This is a genomic window from uncultured Fibrobacter sp. (assembly GCF_947305105.1).
GTDB lineage: Bacteria > Fibrobacterota > Fibrobacteria > Fibrobacterales > Fibrobacteraceae > Fibrobacter.
The window spans coordinates 19,002-39,706 of record NZ_CAMZCS010000013.1 but is presented as its reverse complement, the minus strand read 5'-3'; the positions used below and the strand labels follow the sequence as shown (position 1 = coordinate 39,706).

The following is a 20,705-nucleotide window of genomic DNA, read 5'->3' as shown; positions in this document are numbered from 1 at the left end:
ATGACCTCAAAATACAGAATTAGACGATAAAAATCCAGAATGTTAGGCGCAAATTTAAAAAAAAATAATTTTTACGGATTACCGATAAAAAAATTAAGGCGCCGATTGTTCTGGAGTCTGATTTTGCTGTACTGGGACCACGACAGGCTGTCCTTGCTGGACCGGGACCACGATTGCCTGGCCCGCTTGCGCAGGCACTAGAACCGTCTGGCCATCCTGCTGTGTAGGAACCAAGACCGTCTGCCCAGGCTGAACGGGAACCATGACCTGTTGCCCGGCCTGCACCGGGACCACGACCGTCTGAGTTTGTTGCGCAGACCCTTCAGAAACCGGGCGGGGTTGGCCCTGCGCATATAACATTGCCGCCTCGTTCAAACAAGCTTGCAAAAACGCTCTGTGTTTCTGGCCCACGAGACAAGCAGTCTTATATTCCGCTCCATTGACGAACTTGGTCCTGGCCACCAAGATTCCGTTCATCGAATAGTCGAAGTTTCCATGCAACCGTCCCTGAGTACACCGTCCAATAACATCGATTGCATTTCCATTGACGTCGGTATAATGCCAACGAGCTCCCGTCATGTGCAAGCCGAGACAATTCGGAAGGCCTTCCATCATTTCCGCAGTCTGGACACGTTCATAGGAGGAACACGCCGTCAAAGTGAACAGTGAACCCATCAACAAAGAAAAAAATACGCAGATTCCGATACTCTTTTTCATATTCTACCTCTTTATCCCCAATATAGCATTCATCCATTTCAGCCGTCAGTGCATGATGGATAAAAATACCTACCACCGCATACGTACATTACGCATTTGCGGCATCTTGGTCACGGCGGGCTTCCAGCACGTTCTGCATTTCCCTCGTTAAGAGGTTTGCGGCCTGGCTTGGCGGATAATCCAGGAATTTTTCAATTGGGATAGGATCCAGAATATCCAAGTTATAATGGTACCGTTCCGTCCGGTTGACCGACAATACGGGATCGTGCTTGCGTAACCCGAGAAAGTCATTGCTCCCGATGTAAACCGGCACGACATCGCACTTGGAATGGAGAGCGAAACGCGCAGCGCCCTTCTTGAACTGCCAGCGCACCCCCGGCACGGAACGAGTCCCTTCCGGGAAGATAATCAGGCAGTTGCCCCGCTGGAGCGACTTGTCCGTCTCGGCAAGCTGTTTCGTGAACATCTTGGAATTCACAATGTAAATCGAATTGACAATGCCCTTCATGAACCGGTTCTGGCCCAGGCTGCCCTTCACGATGCAGTCGCCATTGGGAATCAGCGAAAACAGGATTACCACATCCAAGATGGACGGATGGTTCGCGACGATGACCTTGGACCGGAGCCCCTTGAGCCTTTCTCGGTGTTGCACATGGATCGTCCCCAAGCCAAAATAGACAAAATGCGCAAGGGCCAATTTATGGGAATAATGCACAACCAGACGCGCCCAGCGGCCGAACCGCTCCTTGGAGAAACCGGACAGCAGGTAAAGCGTCGGGAACACCGATGTCGCGAGGAACAAGCTTCCCATGCCGAACCAGAAGAGCGTCATCAACTTGATGAATACACGCCAGCAGTAGGCTATCCGCCGAAAAAGGAACATCACGGATTCTCCACGAGTATCTTTTTAAGGAGCCAAAGCGCCTGTTCGGCGGCAAAGTGCGTTTCCGGGATTTCGTCGATATCCAGTTCGATACAGCCGGGCTGCTTCTCGGCAGAAAGTCGCAAAGCCATGGCACAGGGCACATTGGGGTAACCCTCCACGACCGGAGCATAAACCTCGGGGACAAGTTCGTCGGCAAAGAGGAACACCCGCTCGCCACCCTCGCCCGTAGAAAGCGCATCGGCGCAATCCCGAAGGCCGTTCAGGAAGGAGCCCGCACCGGCATAAGCGGCAGAATAGCCGGCCATGTTTTTTTCGACAATCGTCGCGCACGAGACCGGGGCATTGAACACGGAAAGGCTGAACGCCGCAGGAGACACGGTCTCCGTATCGATCAGGTGTTCCGATATTTTCAGTTGCTGCCGCACCTCGCCAAATTCCGAGGCAAAGGTTATTTTCGCTTCTGGGAGCCCTTCCGAAACAAAATGGTTCACGTAGACGGCCATCTTGGAGACGTCGCTAAGGCGGCGCCGCATGAGCATCGGCACGAACGGAAGCGCCGGGACAGCGGAAACACAGGAAATATTCTTATCCCCACGCGCATAGGCAGCTAAGTCCTCGGCGGTTTCCAAACCCGGAGCCCAGAAGCTAAACCTGCATATATATATATGTCTGGACATTATACGCAAAAACAAAATAATGATATGTAAATATAATTTAAAAATATTTGACAACTATTCTATATTTGGTTCGGAAAAAAACAAAAATAACACAAAAAGGGACTTATGGAAGACCTCAACACGAGAATCAAGAACATCCTCATCAATGCACTTGAACTTGAAGACATCACGCCGGCGGACATCGACGACGACGCTCCTCTCTTCGGCGAAGGCGAAGGTCTTGGCCTGGACTCCATCGACGCCTTGGAACTCGGCCTTGCCATCAAGGAAAACTTCGGTGTCACTTTCACGGCTGTAAACGAAGAAACCCGCAAGCATTTTGCCTCGATAAACGCACTTGCCGCATTTATTTCGGCCAACAAATAGGATACACACATGGAAAAATCCGAAATTCTCAAGAAACTCCAAGACGCCCTTATCAGTGAATTCGGCATGGATAGCTCCAAGGTCGTTCCGGAAGCTCGACTTTACGAAGACCTCGACCTCGACTCCATCGATGCCGTCGACCTCATCGTCAAACTCAAGTCCATGCTCCCGCGCAACATCAACCCGGAAGTGTTCAAGTCCGTACGCACGTTGCAAGACGTCGTCGACGCCATCTACAACCTCATCCAGGAATCGGGCGAGAAGAAATGAGAACCGCGGCGGGAAAGATTTCCTTTGCCGCCCTTTCGGTTCTTTACCCAGGGCTCATTTTTTGCGGTCTCTGTTTTTGGGGGCTGCGCCCGAGAGTCCTGAGCATCGCCCTGTTAGCAATAGCATTTTTTAACCTCGTCGCCCTGTTAAAGACAGCCGGACGGGGTAGAAAGCAGGCCCTGAAAAGCAGCCTGCTTTTTTTCTTTGCTCTCGCCTGCGGACTTTTCGCATTCGCCACAGACAATATCCTGTCCCTGAAATTCTACCCGGTAACCGTCAGCGTGGGGCTACTCGCCCTTTTCGGTTCCACGTTGGCCTTTGGCCCCAGCCTCGTATTCAGGCTGGCATGCCTTGGCGACAAGACCCTGAAAAACTCTGCACAGCGCCAATTCGTGGAGCCTTATTGCACCAAAGTGACTATCGTCTGGTGCGCCTTCTTCGTCTTTAACGGCAGTATCGCGGCATACACCTGTTTCGCCGGCTCCGACAAGCTATGGGCCCTGTACAACGGGCTAATTTCCTACATTCTCATGGGAATTCTCTTCGCAAGTGAATTTATTATTCGAAAAATAGTGCAGAAAAAAATGATCCAATACAAATACATATCCACCTTCTCGCGCGACTCGAGAGCCGCCGATTCCATTTTCGCCTTTGACGGCAATGGAGACCGCAACATAAAAACATGGGCCGACTTCACCGCCGACGTGTCCAAGGTCCGCCAAGAAATCGAAGCCGGGCCGCAAAAGGCATGGCTCCTGAATTTCGAAGACAGCTACTACTTCATGGTCGCCCTGGTCGCCGTGATGCAGGGCGGCAAGGCCGCAAAAATTTCTGCCAACCGCTCGCAAGAATTCATCAAGGAAATCTGCACGGAAGGGGTCTCGTTCCTGACCGATATTCCCGCCGACGGTGCCACACTGATTCAAGACGTTATCGAAAAGCACGAAGATGACGGGAAGTGGGTCATGTTCGACCCGAAATCGTCCGACGTGGACATGTACACCTCGGGAACCACAGGCAAGCCCAAAATATCCCCCAAGAAATTCATCCAGTTAGAAGACGAAGTCAACGAGTTCGCGACCCAGTTCCTCGAAAAATACGATCATGCCTATGTCGTGAGGACGGTGAATCACCACCACATTTTCGGCCTCACCTTCTCGCTCTTGCTCGCACTGATGAGCGGAGCCCCGTTCCGCAGGAACACGGTCGAGTTCCCCGAAGAGTTGAAAGCGCTCAAAGCCCACCGGCTCGTGATTGTCGCAAGCCCGGCGTTCCTCAAGAGGCTTGCCGGCGGGAAAAACGAGCCCGTCGATTTTGCCGAAACGCCGTTTATCTTGTCGGCAGGTGGCCTGCTCCCCGAAGACGCCGCCGCCGAAACAGAAAAGATTCTCAAATACTGGCCCACCGAAATCTACGGAAGCACCGAAACGGGTTGCATGGCTCACAGGCAGAGCAAAAACGGGCCTCTCTACAAGCCATTCCCGCACAACGTCATCACGCTGACCCAAGACGGTTGCCTCCACGTGGAATCCCCCTACATCTACGACGAGGGCGGTTTCTCGACAGCGGACCTCGTCAAGCTCGAAGAAGACGGCCGCTTCACGCTGCTCGGCCGCATCGATTCCATTGTCAAAATCGAAGAAAAGCGCATTTCCCTCCCCGAAGTCGAAATGCGACTCCGCCAGACAGGCCTGGTGCAAGATGTCCGCGTCATCGCCATGGCCGGCAAGCGCCAATACCTCGCGGCAGCGATCGCCCTCAATTGCGACGGCAAGGAAAAATTCAAGGATGCGGCAAAGCTCGAAATGAACAAGTTCTTCAGGAACTTCCTTTCGCAGTATCTCGAATCGACCGTCATTCCCAAACGCTGGCGGTTCCCCGAAAGGCTCCCGCAGGATGCCATGGGCAAGATCAAGACGGCAGACATCAAGGCCCTTTTCGAAGACTCCCAAGAAGACCCGAACTACAAAATCCATAACGCGGATGTCCAGGGAAACGCGGCAACGATCGAAATCGAGATTCCCGAAACAAGCGACTTCTACAACGGGCACTTCGACACATTCAAGTTGCTCCCCGCCGTAGTCCAGGTGAATTTCGTCATGAAACTCGCACACAAGTATCTCGGCACATCCCTCTCGATGCAGAAAATCCAGCGTACAAAGTTCACAAGCCCGATTTTGCCGGACACGCGAATCCTGCTGGATCTCAACTACGACAAAGACACCGGACGTATTGCCTTTTGCTTCAGGAATGCGGAAGGCAAGAAATACTCCAATGGAGCCATCAAGATCGGAACGGAAGTATAAACTATGGAAAATACAGCTTATTGCGCAATCATCCCCGTATACAGGCACGAAGGCACCGTTGAGGCGGTAGCCAAGGAAATCATCAAAAAAGGGCTTCATGTGTTCATAGTCGACGACGGGAACACCCCCGAAGCCAAGAAGGTTCTCGAAGACATTGCCCAGAGGATTCCAGAAATCACGCTCATCTCCTACGCTAAAAACTGCGGGAAAGGGTATGCCGTGTCAAAGGGAATCGAAGCCGCATCCGAGGCCGGTTTCTCTTACGCCATACAAGTCGACGCCGACGGGCAACACGACCTGGGCGCATTGGAATTTTTCGTCAAGGCCTCCAAGAAGCACCCCGGAAATCTCATCGCCGGTTTTCCGCAGTACGATGAATCCGTGCCCAAGAGCCGCGAAAACGGCCGCAAGATTACGAACTTCTGGATTGCCGTCGAGACGCTCTCGTTCGACATTCCCGACGCCATGTGCGGATTCCGCATTTATCCGATTGAACCGACTCTCCCTGTTATCCGCAAACTTTCCGACTTCCGCATGGGTTTCGATATCGAAATTCTCGTAAGGCTCAAGTGGAGAAACGTGAAGATGAATTTCTACCCCATCCAGGTCCGGTACCCGGAAAACGGTATTTCCAACTTCAGGATGGTTCGGGACAACATTTCCATTTCATGGCTGCACACCAAGCTTTTCTTCGGCATGGTATTCCGCCTCCCCATCCTGCTTTTGAGGAAAATCAAGAAAAATGGATAACTCTCAGGAACACTGGTCCGAGCACAAGGAAGTATCGTCGGGAACGTCCTGGACGTTCACCTTCATGCTCCTCATGGCAAAGTACCTGCCGCGTCCCCTGATTGTAACGATATCCGCCATAATATGCTTTTTCTTTTTCCTCGGCGCAAAACCCATCCGGAAAAACTCGAGAGCCTACCTCGAAAAGGTGGCAAAAGCGACCGGGCGAAAAAGCCCGACAACACTTGACTGCTACAAGCACGTTCTCTGTTTCGCACTCCAGATGCTCGAAAAGATGCTCAGCTGGATGGGACGCCTGAACGTGTCGGACTTGGAACCTAGCCCCGAACTAAAAGAATTCCAGAAATTCCTCACAACAGGGCATGGTGCCATCTTATTGAGTTCTCACCTCGGCAACTTGGACATGTTCCGGTCCCTAGGCGATATCGACGGGAATGCCAAAATCAAGGATTTGCGTATCTGCCCCATCGTCGACATCGAAAGTACTTCCAAGTATAACGATCTCCTACGCAAACTGAACCCGGAATTGATGGATAACCTCATCAACGCAAGCGACATCGGCGTCGATTCGGCAATCATGATCAAGGACAAGATAGACAAGGGCTATCTCATTGTCATCGCCGGCGACAGGACCTCCGCCACAAACCGCGGACGGACTCTCCGTGCCAAGTTTTTCGGAGAATGGGCCGAATTTCCAGAGGGGACCTTCATACTCGCAAGCATCCTCGGCGCCCCCGTCTATTTCGGTGCCGGTATCCGCTGCAAGAATTTCAGCCTGAACTCCAAATACGAATTCAAGATCCGCAAGGCTTCGACCCAATTTTCGGGCAGCCGCAAAGAACGGAAACAACAAATCCAGCCGCTGATAGAAGAATACATCGCATTTGTCGAAGAATGCTGCTGCGAGCATCCCTACCAGTGGTACAACTTTTTTGATTTTTGGGAAAAAAAGGAACAACAGCCATGAGCGAACCCATCATTGAAAATTCCATCGACATCGAAGTCGCCTTTTACGAAGTCGACCCGATGCAAATCATGTGGCACGGCAACTACATCAACTTCATGGAAAGGGCCCGCTGCGCACTCCTCGATAAAATCGGTTACACCTACATAGACATGGAAAAAGACGGGTTTGGTTGGCCCGTAGTCGATGTTCATGTCAAGTACATGAGGCCGCTCCAGTTCCGCCAAAAGGTCCGCGTCACGGCGAAAATCACCGAATACGAATTCGGGCTCCGTCTTTCCTATACCTTCGTCGACATCGAGACCGGCAAGGTGACCACCAAGGCGGAATCGACACAAATGGCCGTCGACATGAGGACTCGCGAAACAAGCCTCGTCTCCCCCAGGCAACTCGTTGAAAAAATTGAAGCCTACCGGCAGAAACTCGCTAACGCGAACGGATAGTTCACCATGCTAAGCCCGATGAAATTTGCCACCATTCTGTTCTGCGCCTGCGCGCTACTTGCCACAAACGGATTCTCCGCCGAAGGAGAAATCTGGAAGCACCCCGTCAAGGATAGCGAATCCACGGCCATCGACAGCACCTTTGCTCCCATGACCGCACACAAAGTCGTGCGCGGAGATTTCAAGCAGACCAAGTTCATCGCGCAGCTCAACCGGGAATTTGTATCGGTCGGGAAATTCACCATCGCAAACGGGAACGGTCTCCTCTGGGATACCGAAAAGCCCTTCGCAAGCCAGCTCGCCATTACCGAATCCGGGATGGTACAACAGAACGCGAATGGTACGCGCAGCGAAGTCAGCGCCAAGGATAACGTAGTCTTCGCACAAATTGCCAAGACAATCCAGTCCGTTTTTTCGGGCAGCACAGCCAAGTTGCAAGCCGGATTCCACGTGTTTTTCGACAGACACGGGAAAAACTGGACAGTGGGCCTTGTCCCGAGGGAATCCTCCGTGAAAAAGACAATCCAGTCCATCGAACTGAGCGGGAGCGCCTGGCTAGAACGCATAAAATTGGTAGACGGGAGCGGGAGCCCCCTCCTATACGAACTTTCAAACCCCAAGCCCAGTAGCGAACTTACCGCCAAAGAAAAGGCTCTCCTTGAAAAATAAGTCGAAATTCATAGGTATCGCCATCTGGAGCATGGTGCATGTCACCATGCTCGTGCTTGCATTGTGCGCGCGCCCCTGGAACATCGACACGTCGCTTTACTCTATCCTCCCTACGGCAAATTCGCTCAAAGAAGTCGGCGATGCCGAAAAGAAGATGGGCGAACAGACCATGAACCAGTTGAACATCCTCGTAGGCCACGAGGATTTCCAGACCGCATGCGATGCGGCGGACTGGTTCGACTCCACTTTGAAAGGCGACCCCAGGCTGGAATCTATCCGTTACATGGTATCCGACGGAGCCCTCGAAGGAACTGCCGAATACACCTACCATCACCGTTTCTCGTTGCTCGGGGATACCTACATACAGGCGCTCGCCAGCACGGCGGGAGTACAATTCGCACGCGACGAAGCGCTCCAGCGCATTTACGGCGCATTCAGCCTAAGCGACCTTTCCCACCTCGAAGAAGACCCTTACCTGCTCGGAGCGCACGCCTTTGAGCGATTCACGATGCACTCTCCCCTGCTTTCGAACAAGCTCTCCCTCAAAGAAGGGCGCCTCGTCGCAAGCGACTCTACCAAGACATACATTTTCTGGAGTGCAAAAATCCGGCCCGGCGAAAAGGGAATTGCAGGCGAAGGACATGTGCTGGAACAGGTCAATGCCGCAATCGACACCCTCCGTGAACGTTATCCGGGTATTTCTGTCGCCAAGTCGGGAGTCCCGTTCCACAGTTACGAAAGTTCCAAGAACGCTCAAAAAGAAATCACCTGGATTTCAACTATCTCTATCATTCTCGCGCTAGCTCTCCTCATCGCTATTTTCAGGACATTCATCCCCATCGCGAGCACGCTGTTCTCCATCCTCATGGCCGTCGTATCGGCTCTCGCCATCACATGGAGCGCATTCGGGGAAATTCACATGTTCACGCTGGTATTCGGCACGAGCATCATTGGCATCAGCATCGACTACGCCATCCACTTTTTCACCGATTGGAAATTCGCCAACGAAAATCACGATGGCAGAGAAGTCCGCAAACGCATTTTTAAGGGGCTAATCCTCGGGTTCACAACAACCGAACTGGGCTATATTGCACTTTCCGTGGCACCATTCCCGCTCCTGAGGCAGATGGCCCTATTCTCCGCCACTGGGCTCGCAAGCGCACTTTGCACAACGTTGTTCCTCTTCCAGGCATTCCCCAAAGCAAAGGCGGCCCATGCTGGGCAAGCGACTCGCTTCGCCACATCGCTTTCGCACATGTACGACTGGTACTACCGCCTGCGCTGGCCGCTGAAAATCGCGCTACCGGCATTGCTCTGTGCGCTCGCCATTCCAGGGCTCATCCGCCTGAACATCCAGACCGACTTGCACAACCTCTACACCGTATCCGATTCCCTCAAAGAATCTGAGTTCCTTGCAAACAAGGTCATTGATTTCGGCATGAGCGGCAGCTACTACATCGTCAAAGGGGCGTCGGCCGAAGATGTTTTGCAAAAAGAAGAAGTATTTGTACGCAAGATGGAACAAGGGAAAAAGGATTCCGTCTTCCGCAACTACCTTGCCATGAGTTACTTTGTCCCATCGCAAAAACGGCAGCAAGAAGATTTTGCGACCATCAAACAAGCACTGCAAGGTGACGCCGCAGATTTCCTAAAATCACAGCAACTTGGCAGTGACTCCCTGTTCCAAAAGAGCCTCGATAACTTCAGCGCCATCACCCCCGAAGACTCGTTCCCCAGCGATTGGCAAAGCGCATTGCAAACGCTCTGGCTCGGGAAAATCGACAGTGCCTACTACAGCGCCGTCTTCCCGCTCCACGTGAAAGACGCTGCCGCACTGCCTAGGCTTGCCGACGGCTGCGACGGAGTCTACTTCGTGAACAAAGTACCAGAAATCAGCAAGTCCCTCACAGACATATCGCACATCCTGATTATTCTCGTCGCCATCACGAACTTACTCATGTTCATCATCTTCATTCCCGTGTACAACCTGAAGACCGCATTCAAGATTATCCGCATTCCCGTATGCGCAGGCATCGCGGTCGCAAGTATTTTTGGTCTGGCCGGAATCGACTTCAACTTCTTCGCCATCGCGGGCGTCATTCTCACCCTAGGGGTCGGGATCGACTACTCGCTCTTCTTCCGCGAAGGGAGCAACCACGTCGGCACGACGGCTCTCGCCATTGCCCTTTCGGCGGCCACGACGGTACTTTCGTTCGGAACGCTCTCCTTTAGCGAGTTCCAGCCCGTGCATGTCTTCGGATTATCGATATTTATTGGCACACTGACCTGCTTCCTCCTTTCTCCACTTACCCAAGAACGGAACTGACCCCCCAACTTTTCTATCTTTGACCCGATGAATTCTAACGGCAATCATCATAGCGCATTTGGTTTGGCTCAAGTCCTCATCGCGATGGCTGGTATGCTCCTGTGCTGTTGCCACAGCAACCAAAATAAACTATCCGTGGAACCGGTTTACTACACCGACGATAGTTTTGTTCACCTGCTCGATATTTCTGGCAGTGGGTTCTCGATGGATGCTCCCCAGCATATCGACGGGCGTTATGGTGAAAAAGAATTCTCGATGGACGCCTGGATGCGCATGAACGATTCGCTCTTAAGCGTCGTCTTGTTCAGTTCCTTCGGCAATACGCTGGCCGAAATCACCTGCTCGCGGGATTCCATCCGCTTCAACAGCACCCTGATGGACATGGGGAAAATCAAAGCGGAATATATCATCGCCGATATCCAGCTCTGCTATTTCGACATGGCCGTTCTCAAACCGCATTTTGAATCGTACGGATTCACGCTGACCGAGACAACCGAAGGGGACACGACCGTCCGCAAACTTTCCAAAGGGAGTACGGACATCCTCACTATCCGAAAAAACGGGAATACCATCGAACTGGCAAATTCCCTACGCAACTACAGCTACACAGTGACCGGAGGGCAGGCACAGTGAACCAGCCGCTCTACATACAAGATTTTAGTTTCCATTCTGTACTCGGCCACGATAAGGCCCAGGTTTTTGACAAACTTATTAACGGGCAACGCGGGGATTTCACCACGCTAGAACACGGCGCAGAACGTTTCTGCGTTTCGAATATCGATACAACAGATTTCCCTGCACCGGAAAACCCCTACTACAACGAACGAATCAACCGCCTCGCCGAAATTTCGCTGCGCGACATAGCTCAAAGCGTGCAGGCGGCCATCGACAAATATGGCGCTGGGCGCATCGGCACCTTTATCGGGTCGTGCGACAACGGTTCCGAAATTTCCATCAATGCGCTACGTTACCATAAGCAGCACGGAGAATTCCCCGCAGGGTACAAACTGGACAAGCAGAAGGCAGACTTCCCGCTAGAATACATCATGTCCAGATTCGGCATCCACGGCCCGTGCGCACTACAGTCCACCGCATGCGGCTCGAGTGCCACCGCTATTGCGACCGCACGCCACCACATTTATGCAGGGGATTGCGACGCAGCCATCATCGGAGGCGTAGACATCGCCTCGTTAGCGGTCGTCCTCGGGTTCAATTCACTCGCGGCCGTCTCCCCGACACCTACCAACCCCTTCAGCAAGAACCGCACAGGCATCACCCTCGGCGACGGCTCTGCATTCTTCCTTGTCACAAGGGAACCCGGCAACGCAAAATTCAAGATTACCGGCATCGGTGAAAGCGCCGACGCCGACCACATCACCGCCCCGAGGGCCGATGGCGAAGGCGCTCGCCGCGCCATGGAAAGCGCACTCAAAGACGCTTGCCTGGAACCAAGCGACATCGGCTATATCAACCTCCACGGCACGGGCACCCGCCTGAACGACTCCATGGAAGGCATCGCCGTACACAAAGTGTTCGGCGACAACGTCCCCTGCAGTTCCACCAAAGCGCTTACCGGGCACACACTCGGTGCGGCCGGTGCCTTGGAACTCGCTTTCTGCTGCATGGTACTTTCGGACTCCAACCCCGAAGGGCTTTTGCCCGTCCACCTTTACGACGGGGAATTCGATCCCGAAATTCCCGCAGTCCACCTTGTACGCCAAGGTGACCGATGCAAAGGCATCCGTCGCATCCAAAGCAACTCTTTCGCCTTCGGCGGCTGCAATGTATCGCTTATCGTAGAAAAGGTCTAAAATGGAAGAATACAAAACAAAAGAAGCAATAATGCAAATCGTTCCCCACTCCGGGAAGATGTCCCTGCTCGACAGGGTCGTTGACTACAACTTCGAAAAGCTCGAAATCCACACCGAAGTGGACATCGTACCCGGCAGCATGTTCTTCGACAACGACATCGACGGGATCCCGGTCTGGATCGGTTTCGAATACATGGCACAGAGCATTTCCGCACTTTCTGGCATCTACGGCAAGACACAGGGTCAAGAGCCGAAAATCGGGTTTATCATGAGCGTGAACAACTTTACCGCAAACAAGCCCGTTTTCCCGGCGAACTCCGTCGCAAAAATTTCTGTAAGGCAGACGATGCGCATGGACAACATCGTCACCTTCGACGGAAACATTTCCATAGGCGACACCGTCTTCGCGACCGCCGTCCTCAACACGATTGAAATTGACGACCCCAAAGCGGTACTTGAAAATTAAGGAACACAAAAGGAACAAAATGGACAACAAGAAACAAGTTCTCATTACAGGAGCAAGCGGAGGCATTGGCAGCGCCATTGCTCTCGCCGTGGCCGAAGCCGGCTACACTGTGGTCGCGCACTACAACCGCGGCAAGGCGGCTGTTGACGCCCTCGTCGAAAAGGTTCAAGCCGCCGGAGGTAGCATCCGCACGTTGCAATTCGACATTTGCAACCGCGAACAGTGCAAAGAAGTTCTCGAAAAAGACATCGAAGAAAACGGCGTCTACTACGGCATCGTCTCTAACGCAGGCGTATGCTCCGACATGACATTCGCCGGCATGAGCGATGAATCGTGGGACAAGGTGCTCGACACCAACCTGAACGGATTCTTCAATGTCGTGCATCCGCTCGTCATGCCCATGTGCCGCAAACGCATCGGACGCATCATCACCATTTCGTCGGTTTCTGGCGTCATCGGCAACCGTGGTCAGGTGAACTACAGCGCATCCAAGGCGGGCATCATCGGAGCCACCAAAGCACTCGCCACGGAACTTGCGAGCAGGAACATCACCGTCAACAGCGTCGCCCCTGGCGTCATCGAAACCGAGATGATCAAGGAAGCCCCGCTCGACATCATCTTGCAGGCAGTGCCCATGAAGCGCGTCGGCAAGCCATCCGAAGTGGCAGCCACCGTGGTATTCCTCCTTTCGGAGGGAGCCGCCTACATCACACGTCAAGTCATTTCTGTCAATGGAGGTCTCGCATGACCCGTAGAGTTGTCGTTACCGGCGGCTCCTGCATTTCCGCCCTGGGCTGCGAAGTCGACGAAATTTTCGATAGTCTTCACCAGCTCAAGAACAAGGTCGTCCGCATGGACGATTGGGACCGTTACACGCAAATGAACACCCGGCTCGCCTCGCCGGTCAATTTCGAAGTCCCCGACCTGCCCCGCAAAAAAATCCGCGGGATGGGCCGCGTTGCCCTGCTCGCCACGGCATCTGCCGTCAGGGCCCTCAAAGATTCCGGGCTCGACCAAGACCCCGCCTTTTTGCAATCGGGCCGCGTGGGTGTCGCCTACGGTTCGTGCATGGGAAGCGTCTACCCGCTAGTGGACTTTTTCTCGATGCTTGTCACCGACGACTGCTCCAAGATTACGGCGACCACCTACATCAAGTCCATGCCGCAGACCTGCGCCGTGAATATCGCGGTGTACTTCGGCCTCACAGGACGCCTCTACACGTCTAATACGGCATGCACTTCTGGCAGTATCAGCATCGGCACCGCCTACGAATACATCAAATACGGCATGCAAGACGCTATGATTGCTGGTGGCGCCGAAGAACTGAACCCGACCCAGTCCGCTGTGTTCGACACGTTGTTCGCCACCTCGACCATGAACGACCACCCCGAACTGGCTCCCGCCAGCTATGACAAGGACCGCGACGGGCTCGTTATCGGCGAAGGCAGCGGCACGCTCGTCCTCGAAGAGTACGAACACGCAAAAGCCCGCGGAGCCAAGATTTACGCCGAACTTGTCGGCTTTGGCACCAACACCGACGGCGATCACCTCACCTCGCCCAAGGCAGAAACCATGCAACGCGCATTGGAGCTCGCCATCGAAGATGCAGGCATCTCGCCCGAAGCGATTGGCTATGTGAACGGCCACGGCACTGCCACCCCGCAGGGGGACAACGCCGAAAGCTGGGCCACCTACAATGCACTCGGCAAGCGCGCAGTGCCTATCAGCAGCCTCAAGAGCTACATCGGCCACACGCTCGGTGCCTGCGGCGGAATCGAAGCCTGGACAAGCATCCACATGATGCACAAGGGTTGGTTCAGCCCGAACCTCAACCTCAAAAATGTAGACCCCGCTTGCGCTCCGCTCGACTATATTACCGGCAGCGGCCGCGAAATGGACGTTGATTACATCATGAGCAACAACTTCGCCTTCGGCGGAGTCAACACGTCGCTCGTGTTCAAAAAGCTCTAATTTTTCCAAATTCATTTAAAAGGGCGGTGCCAAAGCACCGCTCTTTTTTTGTGGTACATTCAAGCGAACATAATATTTATTAGACAAATTAAACCAGCACTGGCGGTTCGGGCAAAAATTTGTTTATTATTTTTTTAACGTAATCTTACACCTCACCCTAACAAAGGAGAAAAACAATGGCTACAAAAAAACCGCTCGATCCGGCTCTTGATTTGACACTAAAGCCCGGCACACTGGAAAAAATCCCCGGCAACATCCGTTTGGCAAAATTCCTCATGCCCATCGAGGACTTCTTCTTCATTACCGGACGTGGCACTGTTGTCATTGGTCAGGTCGAACGAGGCACGGTCAAAGTTGGAGATACCGTCGCATGCATCGGTTTTGGCAAAACCGCCGAATACATAGTTACCCTCATTAGCACAGAAGCTGGCCAAGTTGACAAAGCCAAGAAAGGTGACAAAGCAAGCCTGCTCCTTCGGGGCGCCAGCAACAAAAATATCGTCCGAGGCATGGTTGTTGCGACCCCGAATTCCGTGGCAGAGAATACAGAATTCGATGCGGACATCACCGCAATCAGAAAGAAAGTTCCTGAACTCATCCCGCATTTAGAAGATTTAAAACCAGCAAAAAAAGTAGAACTAACATTCTATATCCGTACGGCCGTTGTCACTGGAACAATGACCCTTATAAAAGCACTTTCTCACACAACAACGAAATTAACGGCCAGCGTCCACGTTAAATTAGCGAAATCCGTTGCATTGGAAAAAGGCCTTTCCTTTACCGTTCGCAGCAGTAATCTTCAAACTGCAAGCGGAACCGTAACAAGAATCGGCAAACTAATCAAAGGATAAGACTACAAATCCCCCCCCACCAAAAAAAGGGAGCGGTGCCAAGGCATCACTCCTTTTTTTGTACACAATCAATCAAAAATGTAGTCGTCTCGCTTTGTATTACAAATGCTATACAATATTCACGCACTTCTTTGAGTACATCTAAAAGAACATAATATTTGAAGAACAAATTAAACAAGCAACAGCAGTCTAAACAAATAAATTTGTTTATTATCTTTATTTACGATAAACTTACAAAAAATTGTTTTTCAAAAAGTTTGGAGATAAACCACCACCCACCAAAGGAAGGAAAATATGGCAAAAGAACATTTTCAAAGGAGCCTGCCTCACATGAATCTTGGATTCTTAGGGGCCGAAAGCGACCGCAACGCCTTGGTCACAGCGATCCTAACGACTCTTAATGCACGAGGCATTTGCAGCGTAAGCACATCCGCCAAGGAGTTCAACACCCAAAACCGCCACTACGCTATTATAAACACCTCCAACTCACGTGCCGATTACATTAAAAACATGATAATCGGTGCAGCCCAAATGGATGGAGCCATATTGGTCATGCAGGCCCAGAACTCCGCTCTATCCCAAGCGCGAGAGTACATGCTTTTCGCCAAACAAATCGGTCTAAAGGAAATTGTCGTTTTCATAGACAAGGCAGACCAAGTAGACGACCCCGAAATCCTCGATCTCCTTGAGTGCGAGTTACGCGAACAATTGCCCAGCTACGGCTTTGACGGTGACAACACACCAGTTATCCACGGTTCCTCCCAAAGAGCCATTAATGGAGAATCCGCCTACCAAGACAAGATTATTGAACTTTTGGATGTTTGCGACGAGTATCTTCAGGTTCCCGCAGGCGACTTCACCAAACCATTCCTGTTGCCAATAGAAGATATTTTCACCATTACCGGGCGAGGCACCGTAGTGACCGGCCGCATTGAACGAGGCGTCATACACCTGGCAGACACAGTTGAGCGCGTCGGGCTTTCAAACACAACAGAAAAATACGTAGTTACCGGAATCGAAATGTTCCGCAAGTCTGTTGACGAAGCACGAGCAGGCGACAACGTCGGCATGCTCCTTCGTGGCGCAGATAAAAACGATTTCAAGCGCGGGATGGTTCTTGCAGCACCAGGTTCAATAAAAGCGTACACCGACTTCTATGCCGACATATACATGTTAACAAGCGATGAAGGTGGACGCGCCACTCCTATCACGAGCGGTTCCCGTCCCCAGTTTTACTTCCGCACTACTGACGTGACAGGAACGATGCAATTCCCAAGGGGCGTGACAACGGTAACGCCCGGTACCACCGCATCGGCCACTATTCAGTTGATCTCTCCGATTGCCTTGGAAAAAGACCAGCGCTTTGCAATTCGCGTAGGAGGACGAACAATCGGAATGGGCATCGTAAAACAACTCATTCTGCGCAGGCCGTACCTCATTCCCATCAGTGGAATCGTAGCCACAGTAACAGGGCGCGGGACCATCGTTTCGGGCAAAGTCGAGCAAGGCACTCTCAACTTGCTCGACATGAGCGAATGTGTAGGATTTGGCAAAACAGCTAACTACGCCGTTACAAGCATCAGCGTTTCCGACAAAAACCGCGAAAGCGCCAAAGAAGGCGACGACGTGTCCATTCTCCTCCGTGGAGCCGGCAAAGACGACGTTGTCATAGGCATGGTCGTCGCCACCCCAGGAACCGTAAAAGAAGGCAAGGAATTCGATGCCGATATTAAAATTCCAGTGAAAGACATAGGCATACCCCACAATCCGTTTACGGATCAGAAGAATGTTCCGAATCATAAGAATGTTTCGGAACTGGAATTCCAGATCCGCACCGCCAGGGTGCCCGGAACGATCCAAATTTTGAGTAAAATAGTCACTCCCGGCAAGTACTTCTCCGCCCATATCAAATTGGCGCAATCCGTGGCGTTGGGAACCGGCCTTGAGGTGAGGATCCGCAACAAAACTAAAGTTGTCGCAACCGGAATCATCCGTAAAGTCGGCCCGTAATAACAGCCCCCCCCCAAAAAAAAAAACTGAGGGAGCGATGCCAAGGCACCACTCCCTTTTTTTTGTTTGCTAACGGAACAAAACGACTCCCAGAGCAAACCGAAGTCTCCTCGGTCGCCGCCTCAAATTTGTAATACAATACATATACAATGTTAACACAATATTACATCTTTGACAAAACAAACGACATCTGTTCCTTTATCACGCGCCCTGATTACTCCATTCAAGCGAACATAATATTTACAGAATAAATTAAACCAGCGATGGCAGTCCAAGTCAATAAATTCGTTTATTATCTTTATTTAAAATAAACTTACAAAAACTTGTTTTTAGCAAGGTTGGAGACAAACCACTACCCACAAAAGGAAGGAAAAATGGCAAAAGAACATTTTGACAGAAGCAAGCCGCACTGCAACATCGGCACCATCGGCCACGTTGACCACGGCAAAACCACCCTCACGGCCGCCATCTGCACGACCCTCGCCGCCAAGGGCCTAGCCAACGCCAAGCGTTTTGAAGAAATCGACAACGCCCCAGAAGAAAAGGCCCGCGGCATCACGATCAACACCTCCCACGTGGAATACACCACAGCCAACCGCCACTACGCTCACGTTGACTGCCCGGGGCACGCCGACTACGTGAAGAACATGGTGACCGGTGCCGCCCAGATGGACGGAGCCATCCTCGTCGTAGCAGCCACCGACGGCCCGATGCCCCAGACGCGCGAGCATATCCTGCTTGCCCGCCAGGTCGGCGTAGAGTACATCGTCGTATTCATAAACAAGTGCGACATGGTCGACGACGAAGAACAAATTGACCTCGTCGAAATGGAAATCCGCGATCTACTGACCCAGTACGGTTTTGACGGAGCCAACACCCCGGTCATCCGCGGTTCCGCACTCAAGGCCCTTGAAGGAGACAACTTCTACATGGGCAAGATTATGGAACTCCTGGAAGCCTGCGACATCTACATCGAACTGCCGAAGCGTGAAATCCAGCAGCCATTCCTGCTACCTGTCGAAGATGTGTTCACCATTACTGGCCGTGGCACCGTCGCCACGGGCCGTATCGAACGCGGCGTCATCCACCTGAACGACAGGGTCGAACGCGTCGGCATTCTCGAGCCCGCCATATACACCGTCACCGGTGTGGAGATGTTCCGCAAGCTCCTTGATTACGCCGAAGCCGGCGACAATGTCGGCATCCTGCTCCGCGGTGCCGAAAAGAAGGACATCCTCCGTGGCATGGTCCTCGCCGCCCCCGGCACAATAAAGGCTTATTCCTATTTCGATGCAGAAATCTATGTCCTCACGAAGGAAGAAGGCGGGCGCCACACCCCGTTCGGGAACGGCTACCGTCCGCAGTTCTACATCCGCACTCTAGACGTTACCGGCACAGTCCGGTTGCCGGAAGGTGTTGAGATGGTACTCCCGGGTGACAACGTAAGCATTTACGTCACGCTCATCACACCCGTCGCTCTAGAAAAGGGCCTTCGCTTCGCAATCCGCGAAGGGGGACGTACAGTCGGTGCCGGCATGATAACAGCGGTCTACGACAAACCCAAATACTAATAGTCGGCAAACAAGCCTATAGAACAACATAAAAAATATAGCCCTGCACTACGCTCCAGTGCAGGGCTTTTTACATACAAAATAGAAGTTAACTAAGCATCCACAAGTTATGCAAAAGTTATGCAGTAAAAAAATATTTACACTATTATTTAGAATCTGCATAACAAAGTAGCGATAACGTACGCTCTTTTATACACATTTTACATCAAAAGTAATTACAGAATATAACGCACCATTTTTCCTAAAAAATGGAAAAATATTTTGTTGTAAATTTTCCATATTGCTTTATTCGAAAAGTTATCTTATTTTGCACGCAAAGAACCGAATAGAAATTTATGATTAACGCTGCTTTGCAATTTTTAGTCTCACAGCTAAACCAATATTTGCGTAGAAAGTTTTCTGCACAAGAAAATGTCGCTATTGTGTCGAAGATGATGGACAACGATGGGCGAGAATCCGAAAGTGCAACAAACAAGCTGGTCATGTTCCTCGCCAACGTCGAAAAAGATTCCATGACGCAAGCCAGCACAAAGCCGGAATTCGACGGATTTCGCAACATCATTCATTCCAAGCCGATTTTCTTGAATTTGCACATTGTCTTGGCGGCCAATTTCAAGGCAAGCCATTACGAGGAATCGCTAAAATACCTTTCTCGAGCCGTGGGCTTTTTCCAAGACCATAGCGTTTTCGACCGAACCTCCTTCCCGGAACTCAACTCAGGGCTCGAAAAGCTGATTGTCGATGTGGAAAACCTGAACTTGCAGGAAATGTGCAACTTGTGGAGCCTCGTGGGTTGCAAATATGTCCCTTCCGTCATGTACAAGGTCCGCACGGTCGCACTCGGGAGTGGCTACTCGTACTACCGTCCTTACGTCGTTCACGTCCCAGAAGAAGCATCTATTGGAGCCTACTGATGAATTACGGGATTTGGGCAGACATTTTTATGGAACACGAATACGTTGGCGGCAGGTGCGAAGATTTCACCTTCCGGCCAGACCCGCCAACAGCAGAAACCATGAAGCGCGAAGGCATCATGATGCGCGAAACAGCAGGAGGATTCCGGCTGATTGCAGATGAATCTGCATTCTCCCATGAGATAAGCCTCGTTTTCTGGGCATACCCAGTGCATCGCAACCTGTGGAATGTAACAGAATTCGGCGAAATCCCGACAGATTCCATTCCGTTTGCCAAGATCAAAGACGAATCCCTGCAATGGGATACAACTTCAAAAGGCGACATTCCCGAGGCAATGCAACTTCCCAAGCCCATGTTCGGCATGGAAATCGCGAATTCCCAGGGAAAATCAGGCGCAAGCATCACGCTATCGCTCAAGACAAAAAAAATGAAATGGTACTACTACATTTCGGGCCTACCCGATAACGACACAGCCGAAATCGTAAAAATCAAAGGCGACAAAGAAGCCTCCCCTTTCGACACCACCAAGGGAAATCTAGGAGAATCGGTATTCGTATCGAAACAAGAAATCCCGCTACGTTATGGCGCACCTCCGCTTTTTCAGTTGCGTGAAAAGAAAACGTCAAAAGCAATCATAAAGTGTTTACCTAACATGGACGCGCGATCGGTCTCCACGGTCATTCTCGACGGTAGGCGAGAGATTGTCGCTGAATCATTTGTTAACACATAACCCCAT

General features: G+C 51.8%; 21 protein-coding genes and 1 pseudogene. 19 read left to right on the top strand and 3 right to left on the bottom strand.

What is annotated here, in order from left to right:
• Positions 1–93: 93 nt before the first annotated feature.
• From Q0Y46_RS07940 to Q0Y46_RS07930, 3 genes are all read right to left on the bottom strand, one after another.
• Complete coding sequence (locus Q0Y46_RS07940) at positions 94–717, bottom strand: hypothetical protein (protein WP_295680151.1); 624 nt, start codon at positions 715–717, stop codon at positions 94–96.
• 88 nt (positions 718–805) lie between these two features.
• On the bottom strand, positions 806–1,600 hold the full coding sequence (locus Q0Y46_RS07935; protein WP_295680148.1) for a lysophospholipid acyltransferase family protein: 795 nt from the start codon (positions 1,598–1,600) through the stop codon (positions 806–808).
• The gene (locus tag Q0Y46_RS07930; protein ID WP_295680145.1) at positions 1,600–2,280 is read right to left on the bottom strand and encodes a beta-ketoacyl synthase chain length factor; all 681 of its coding nucleotides are present in this window, start codon (positions 2,278–2,280) and stop codon (positions 1,600–1,602) included. The genes Q0Y46_RS07935 and Q0Y46_RS07930 overlap by 1 nt, the downstream gene beginning before the upstream one ends.
• A 105-nt stretch (positions 2,281–2,385) precedes the next feature.
• Between Q0Y46_RS07930 and Q0Y46_RS07925 the strand changes: the two genes are divergently transcribed.
• The 19 genes and pseudogenes from Q0Y46_RS07925 (at position 2,386) to Q0Y46_RS07835 (ending at position 20,699) form a co-directional block, all read left to right on the top strand.
• On the top strand, positions 2,386–2,646 hold the full coding sequence (locus tag Q0Y46_RS07925; protein ID WP_295680141.1) for a phosphopantetheine-binding protein: 261 nt from the start codon (positions 2,386–2,388) through the stop codon (positions 2,644–2,646).
• A gap of 9 nt (positions 2,647–2,655) precedes the next feature.
• Positions 2,656–2,916, top strand: coding sequence for an acyl carrier protein (locus Q0Y46_RS07920; protein WP_295680137.1), 261 nt, complete (start codon positions 2,656–2,658; stop codon positions 2,914–2,916).
• Positions 2,913–5,222, top strand: a complete 2,310-nt coding sequence (locus Q0Y46_RS07915; protein ID WP_297946433.1) for an AMP-binding protein — start codon at positions 2,913–2,915, stop codon at positions 5,220–5,222. Before Q0Y46_RS07920 ends, Q0Y46_RS07915 begins: the two co-directional genes overlap by 4 nt.
• Before the next feature lie 3 nt (positions 5,223–5,225).
• Complete coding sequence (locus tag Q0Y46_RS07910) at positions 5,226–5,972, top strand: glycosyltransferase family 2 protein (protein WP_295680130.1); 747 nt, start codon at positions 5,226–5,228, stop codon at positions 5,970–5,972.
• Positions 5,965–6,939 carry a lipid A biosynthesis acyltransferase gene (locus Q0Y46_RS07905; protein WP_297946429.1) on the top strand — a complete coding sequence of 325 codons (975 nt, stop codon included), beginning with the start codon at positions 5,965–5,967 and terminating at the stop codon, positions 6,937–6,939. Before Q0Y46_RS07910 ends, Q0Y46_RS07905 begins: the two co-directional genes overlap by 8 nt.
• Positions 6,936–7,379, top strand: coding sequence for an acyl-CoA thioesterase (locus Q0Y46_RS07900; protein WP_297946426.1), 444 nt, complete (start codon positions 6,936–6,938; stop codon positions 7,377–7,379). The genes Q0Y46_RS07905 and Q0Y46_RS07900 overlap by 4 nt, the downstream gene beginning before the upstream one ends.
• A 6-nt stretch (positions 7,380–7,385) precedes the next feature.
• Complete coding sequence (locus tag Q0Y46_RS07895; protein WP_295680120.1) at positions 7,386–8,048, top strand: outer membrane lipoprotein carrier protein LolA; 663 nt, start codon at positions 7,386–7,388, stop codon at positions 8,046–8,048.
• A complete protein-coding gene (locus tag Q0Y46_RS07890) occupies positions 8,038–10,374 on the top strand; it encodes an MMPL family transporter (RefSeq protein ID WP_297946423.1) in 2,337 nt (778 codons plus the stop codon). Before Q0Y46_RS07895 ends, Q0Y46_RS07890 begins: the two co-directional genes overlap by 11 nt.
• A gap of 27 nt (positions 10,375–10,401) precedes the next feature.
• Positions 10,402–11,007, top strand: a complete 606-nt coding sequence (locus tag Q0Y46_RS07885; RefSeq protein WP_295680114.1) for a DUF3261 domain-containing protein — start codon at positions 10,402–10,404, stop codon at positions 11,005–11,007.
• Positions 11,004–12,185, top strand: coding sequence for a beta-ketoacyl synthase N-terminal-like domain-containing protein (locus Q0Y46_RS07880; RefSeq protein WP_297946419.1), 1,182 nt, complete (start codon positions 11,004–11,006; stop codon positions 12,183–12,185). Before Q0Y46_RS07885 ends, Q0Y46_RS07880 begins: the two co-directional genes overlap by 4 nt.
• A 31-nt stretch (positions 12,186–12,216) precedes the next feature.
• Positions 12,217–12,651 carry a thioester dehydrase gene (locus Q0Y46_RS07875; RefSeq protein ID WP_297946416.1) on the top strand — a complete coding sequence of 145 codons (435 nt, stop codon included), beginning with the start codon at positions 12,217–12,219 and terminating at the stop codon, positions 12,649–12,651.
• Between the two features lie 19 nt (positions 12,652–12,670).
• On the top strand, positions 12,671–13,399 hold the full coding sequence (fabG, locus tag Q0Y46_RS07870; protein WP_295680104.1) for a 3-oxoacyl-ACP reductase FabG: 729 nt from the start codon (positions 12,671–12,673) through the stop codon (positions 13,397–13,399).
• A complete protein-coding gene (locus Q0Y46_RS07865; protein ID WP_295680101.1) occupies positions 13,396–14,622 on the top strand; it encodes a beta-ketoacyl-ACP synthase in 1,227 nt (408 codons plus the stop codon). Before fabG ends, Q0Y46_RS07865 begins: the two co-directional genes overlap by 4 nt.
• Positions 14,623–14,798: 176 nt before the next feature.
• Positions 14,799–15,473 (top strand): EF-Tu/IF-2/RF-3 family GTPase, encoded by a 675-nt coding sequence (locus Q0Y46_RS07860; protein ID WP_295680098.1) that lies wholly within the window; start codon positions 14,799–14,801, stop codon positions 15,471–15,473.
• Between the two features lie 294 nt (positions 15,474–15,767).
• Positions 15,768–16,892: pseudogene (locus Q0Y46_RS07855) on the top strand (elongation factor Tu); the annotation flags it as partial.
• Entirely contained in the window at positions 16,869–17,483 is a 615-nt protein-coding gene (locus tag Q0Y46_RS14905) for an EF-Tu/IF-2/RF-3 family GTPase (protein WP_366522501.1), read from the top strand. The pseudogene Q0Y46_RS07855 and the gene Q0Y46_RS14905, both read left to right, overlap by 24 nt.
• Before the next feature lie 374 nt (positions 17,484–17,857).
• Positions 17,858–19,054, top strand: a complete 1,197-nt coding sequence (gene tuf / locus Q0Y46_RS07845) for an elongation factor Tu (RefSeq protein ID WP_295680095.1) — start codon at positions 17,858–17,860, stop codon at positions 19,052–19,054.
• Positions 19,055–19,389: 335 nt separating this feature from the next.
• On the top strand, positions 19,390–19,968 hold the full coding sequence (locus Q0Y46_RS07840) for a DUF4255 domain-containing protein (RefSeq protein ID WP_295680092.1): 579 nt from the start codon (positions 19,390–19,392) through the stop codon (positions 19,966–19,968).
• The gene (locus tag Q0Y46_RS07835; protein WP_297946411.1) at positions 19,968–20,699 is read left to right on the top strand and encodes a hypothetical protein; all 732 of its coding nucleotides are present in this window, start codon (positions 19,968–19,970) and stop codon (positions 20,697–20,699) included. Before Q0Y46_RS07840 ends, Q0Y46_RS07835 begins: the two co-directional genes overlap by 1 nt.
• Positions 20,700–20,705: the final 6 nt, after the last annotated feature.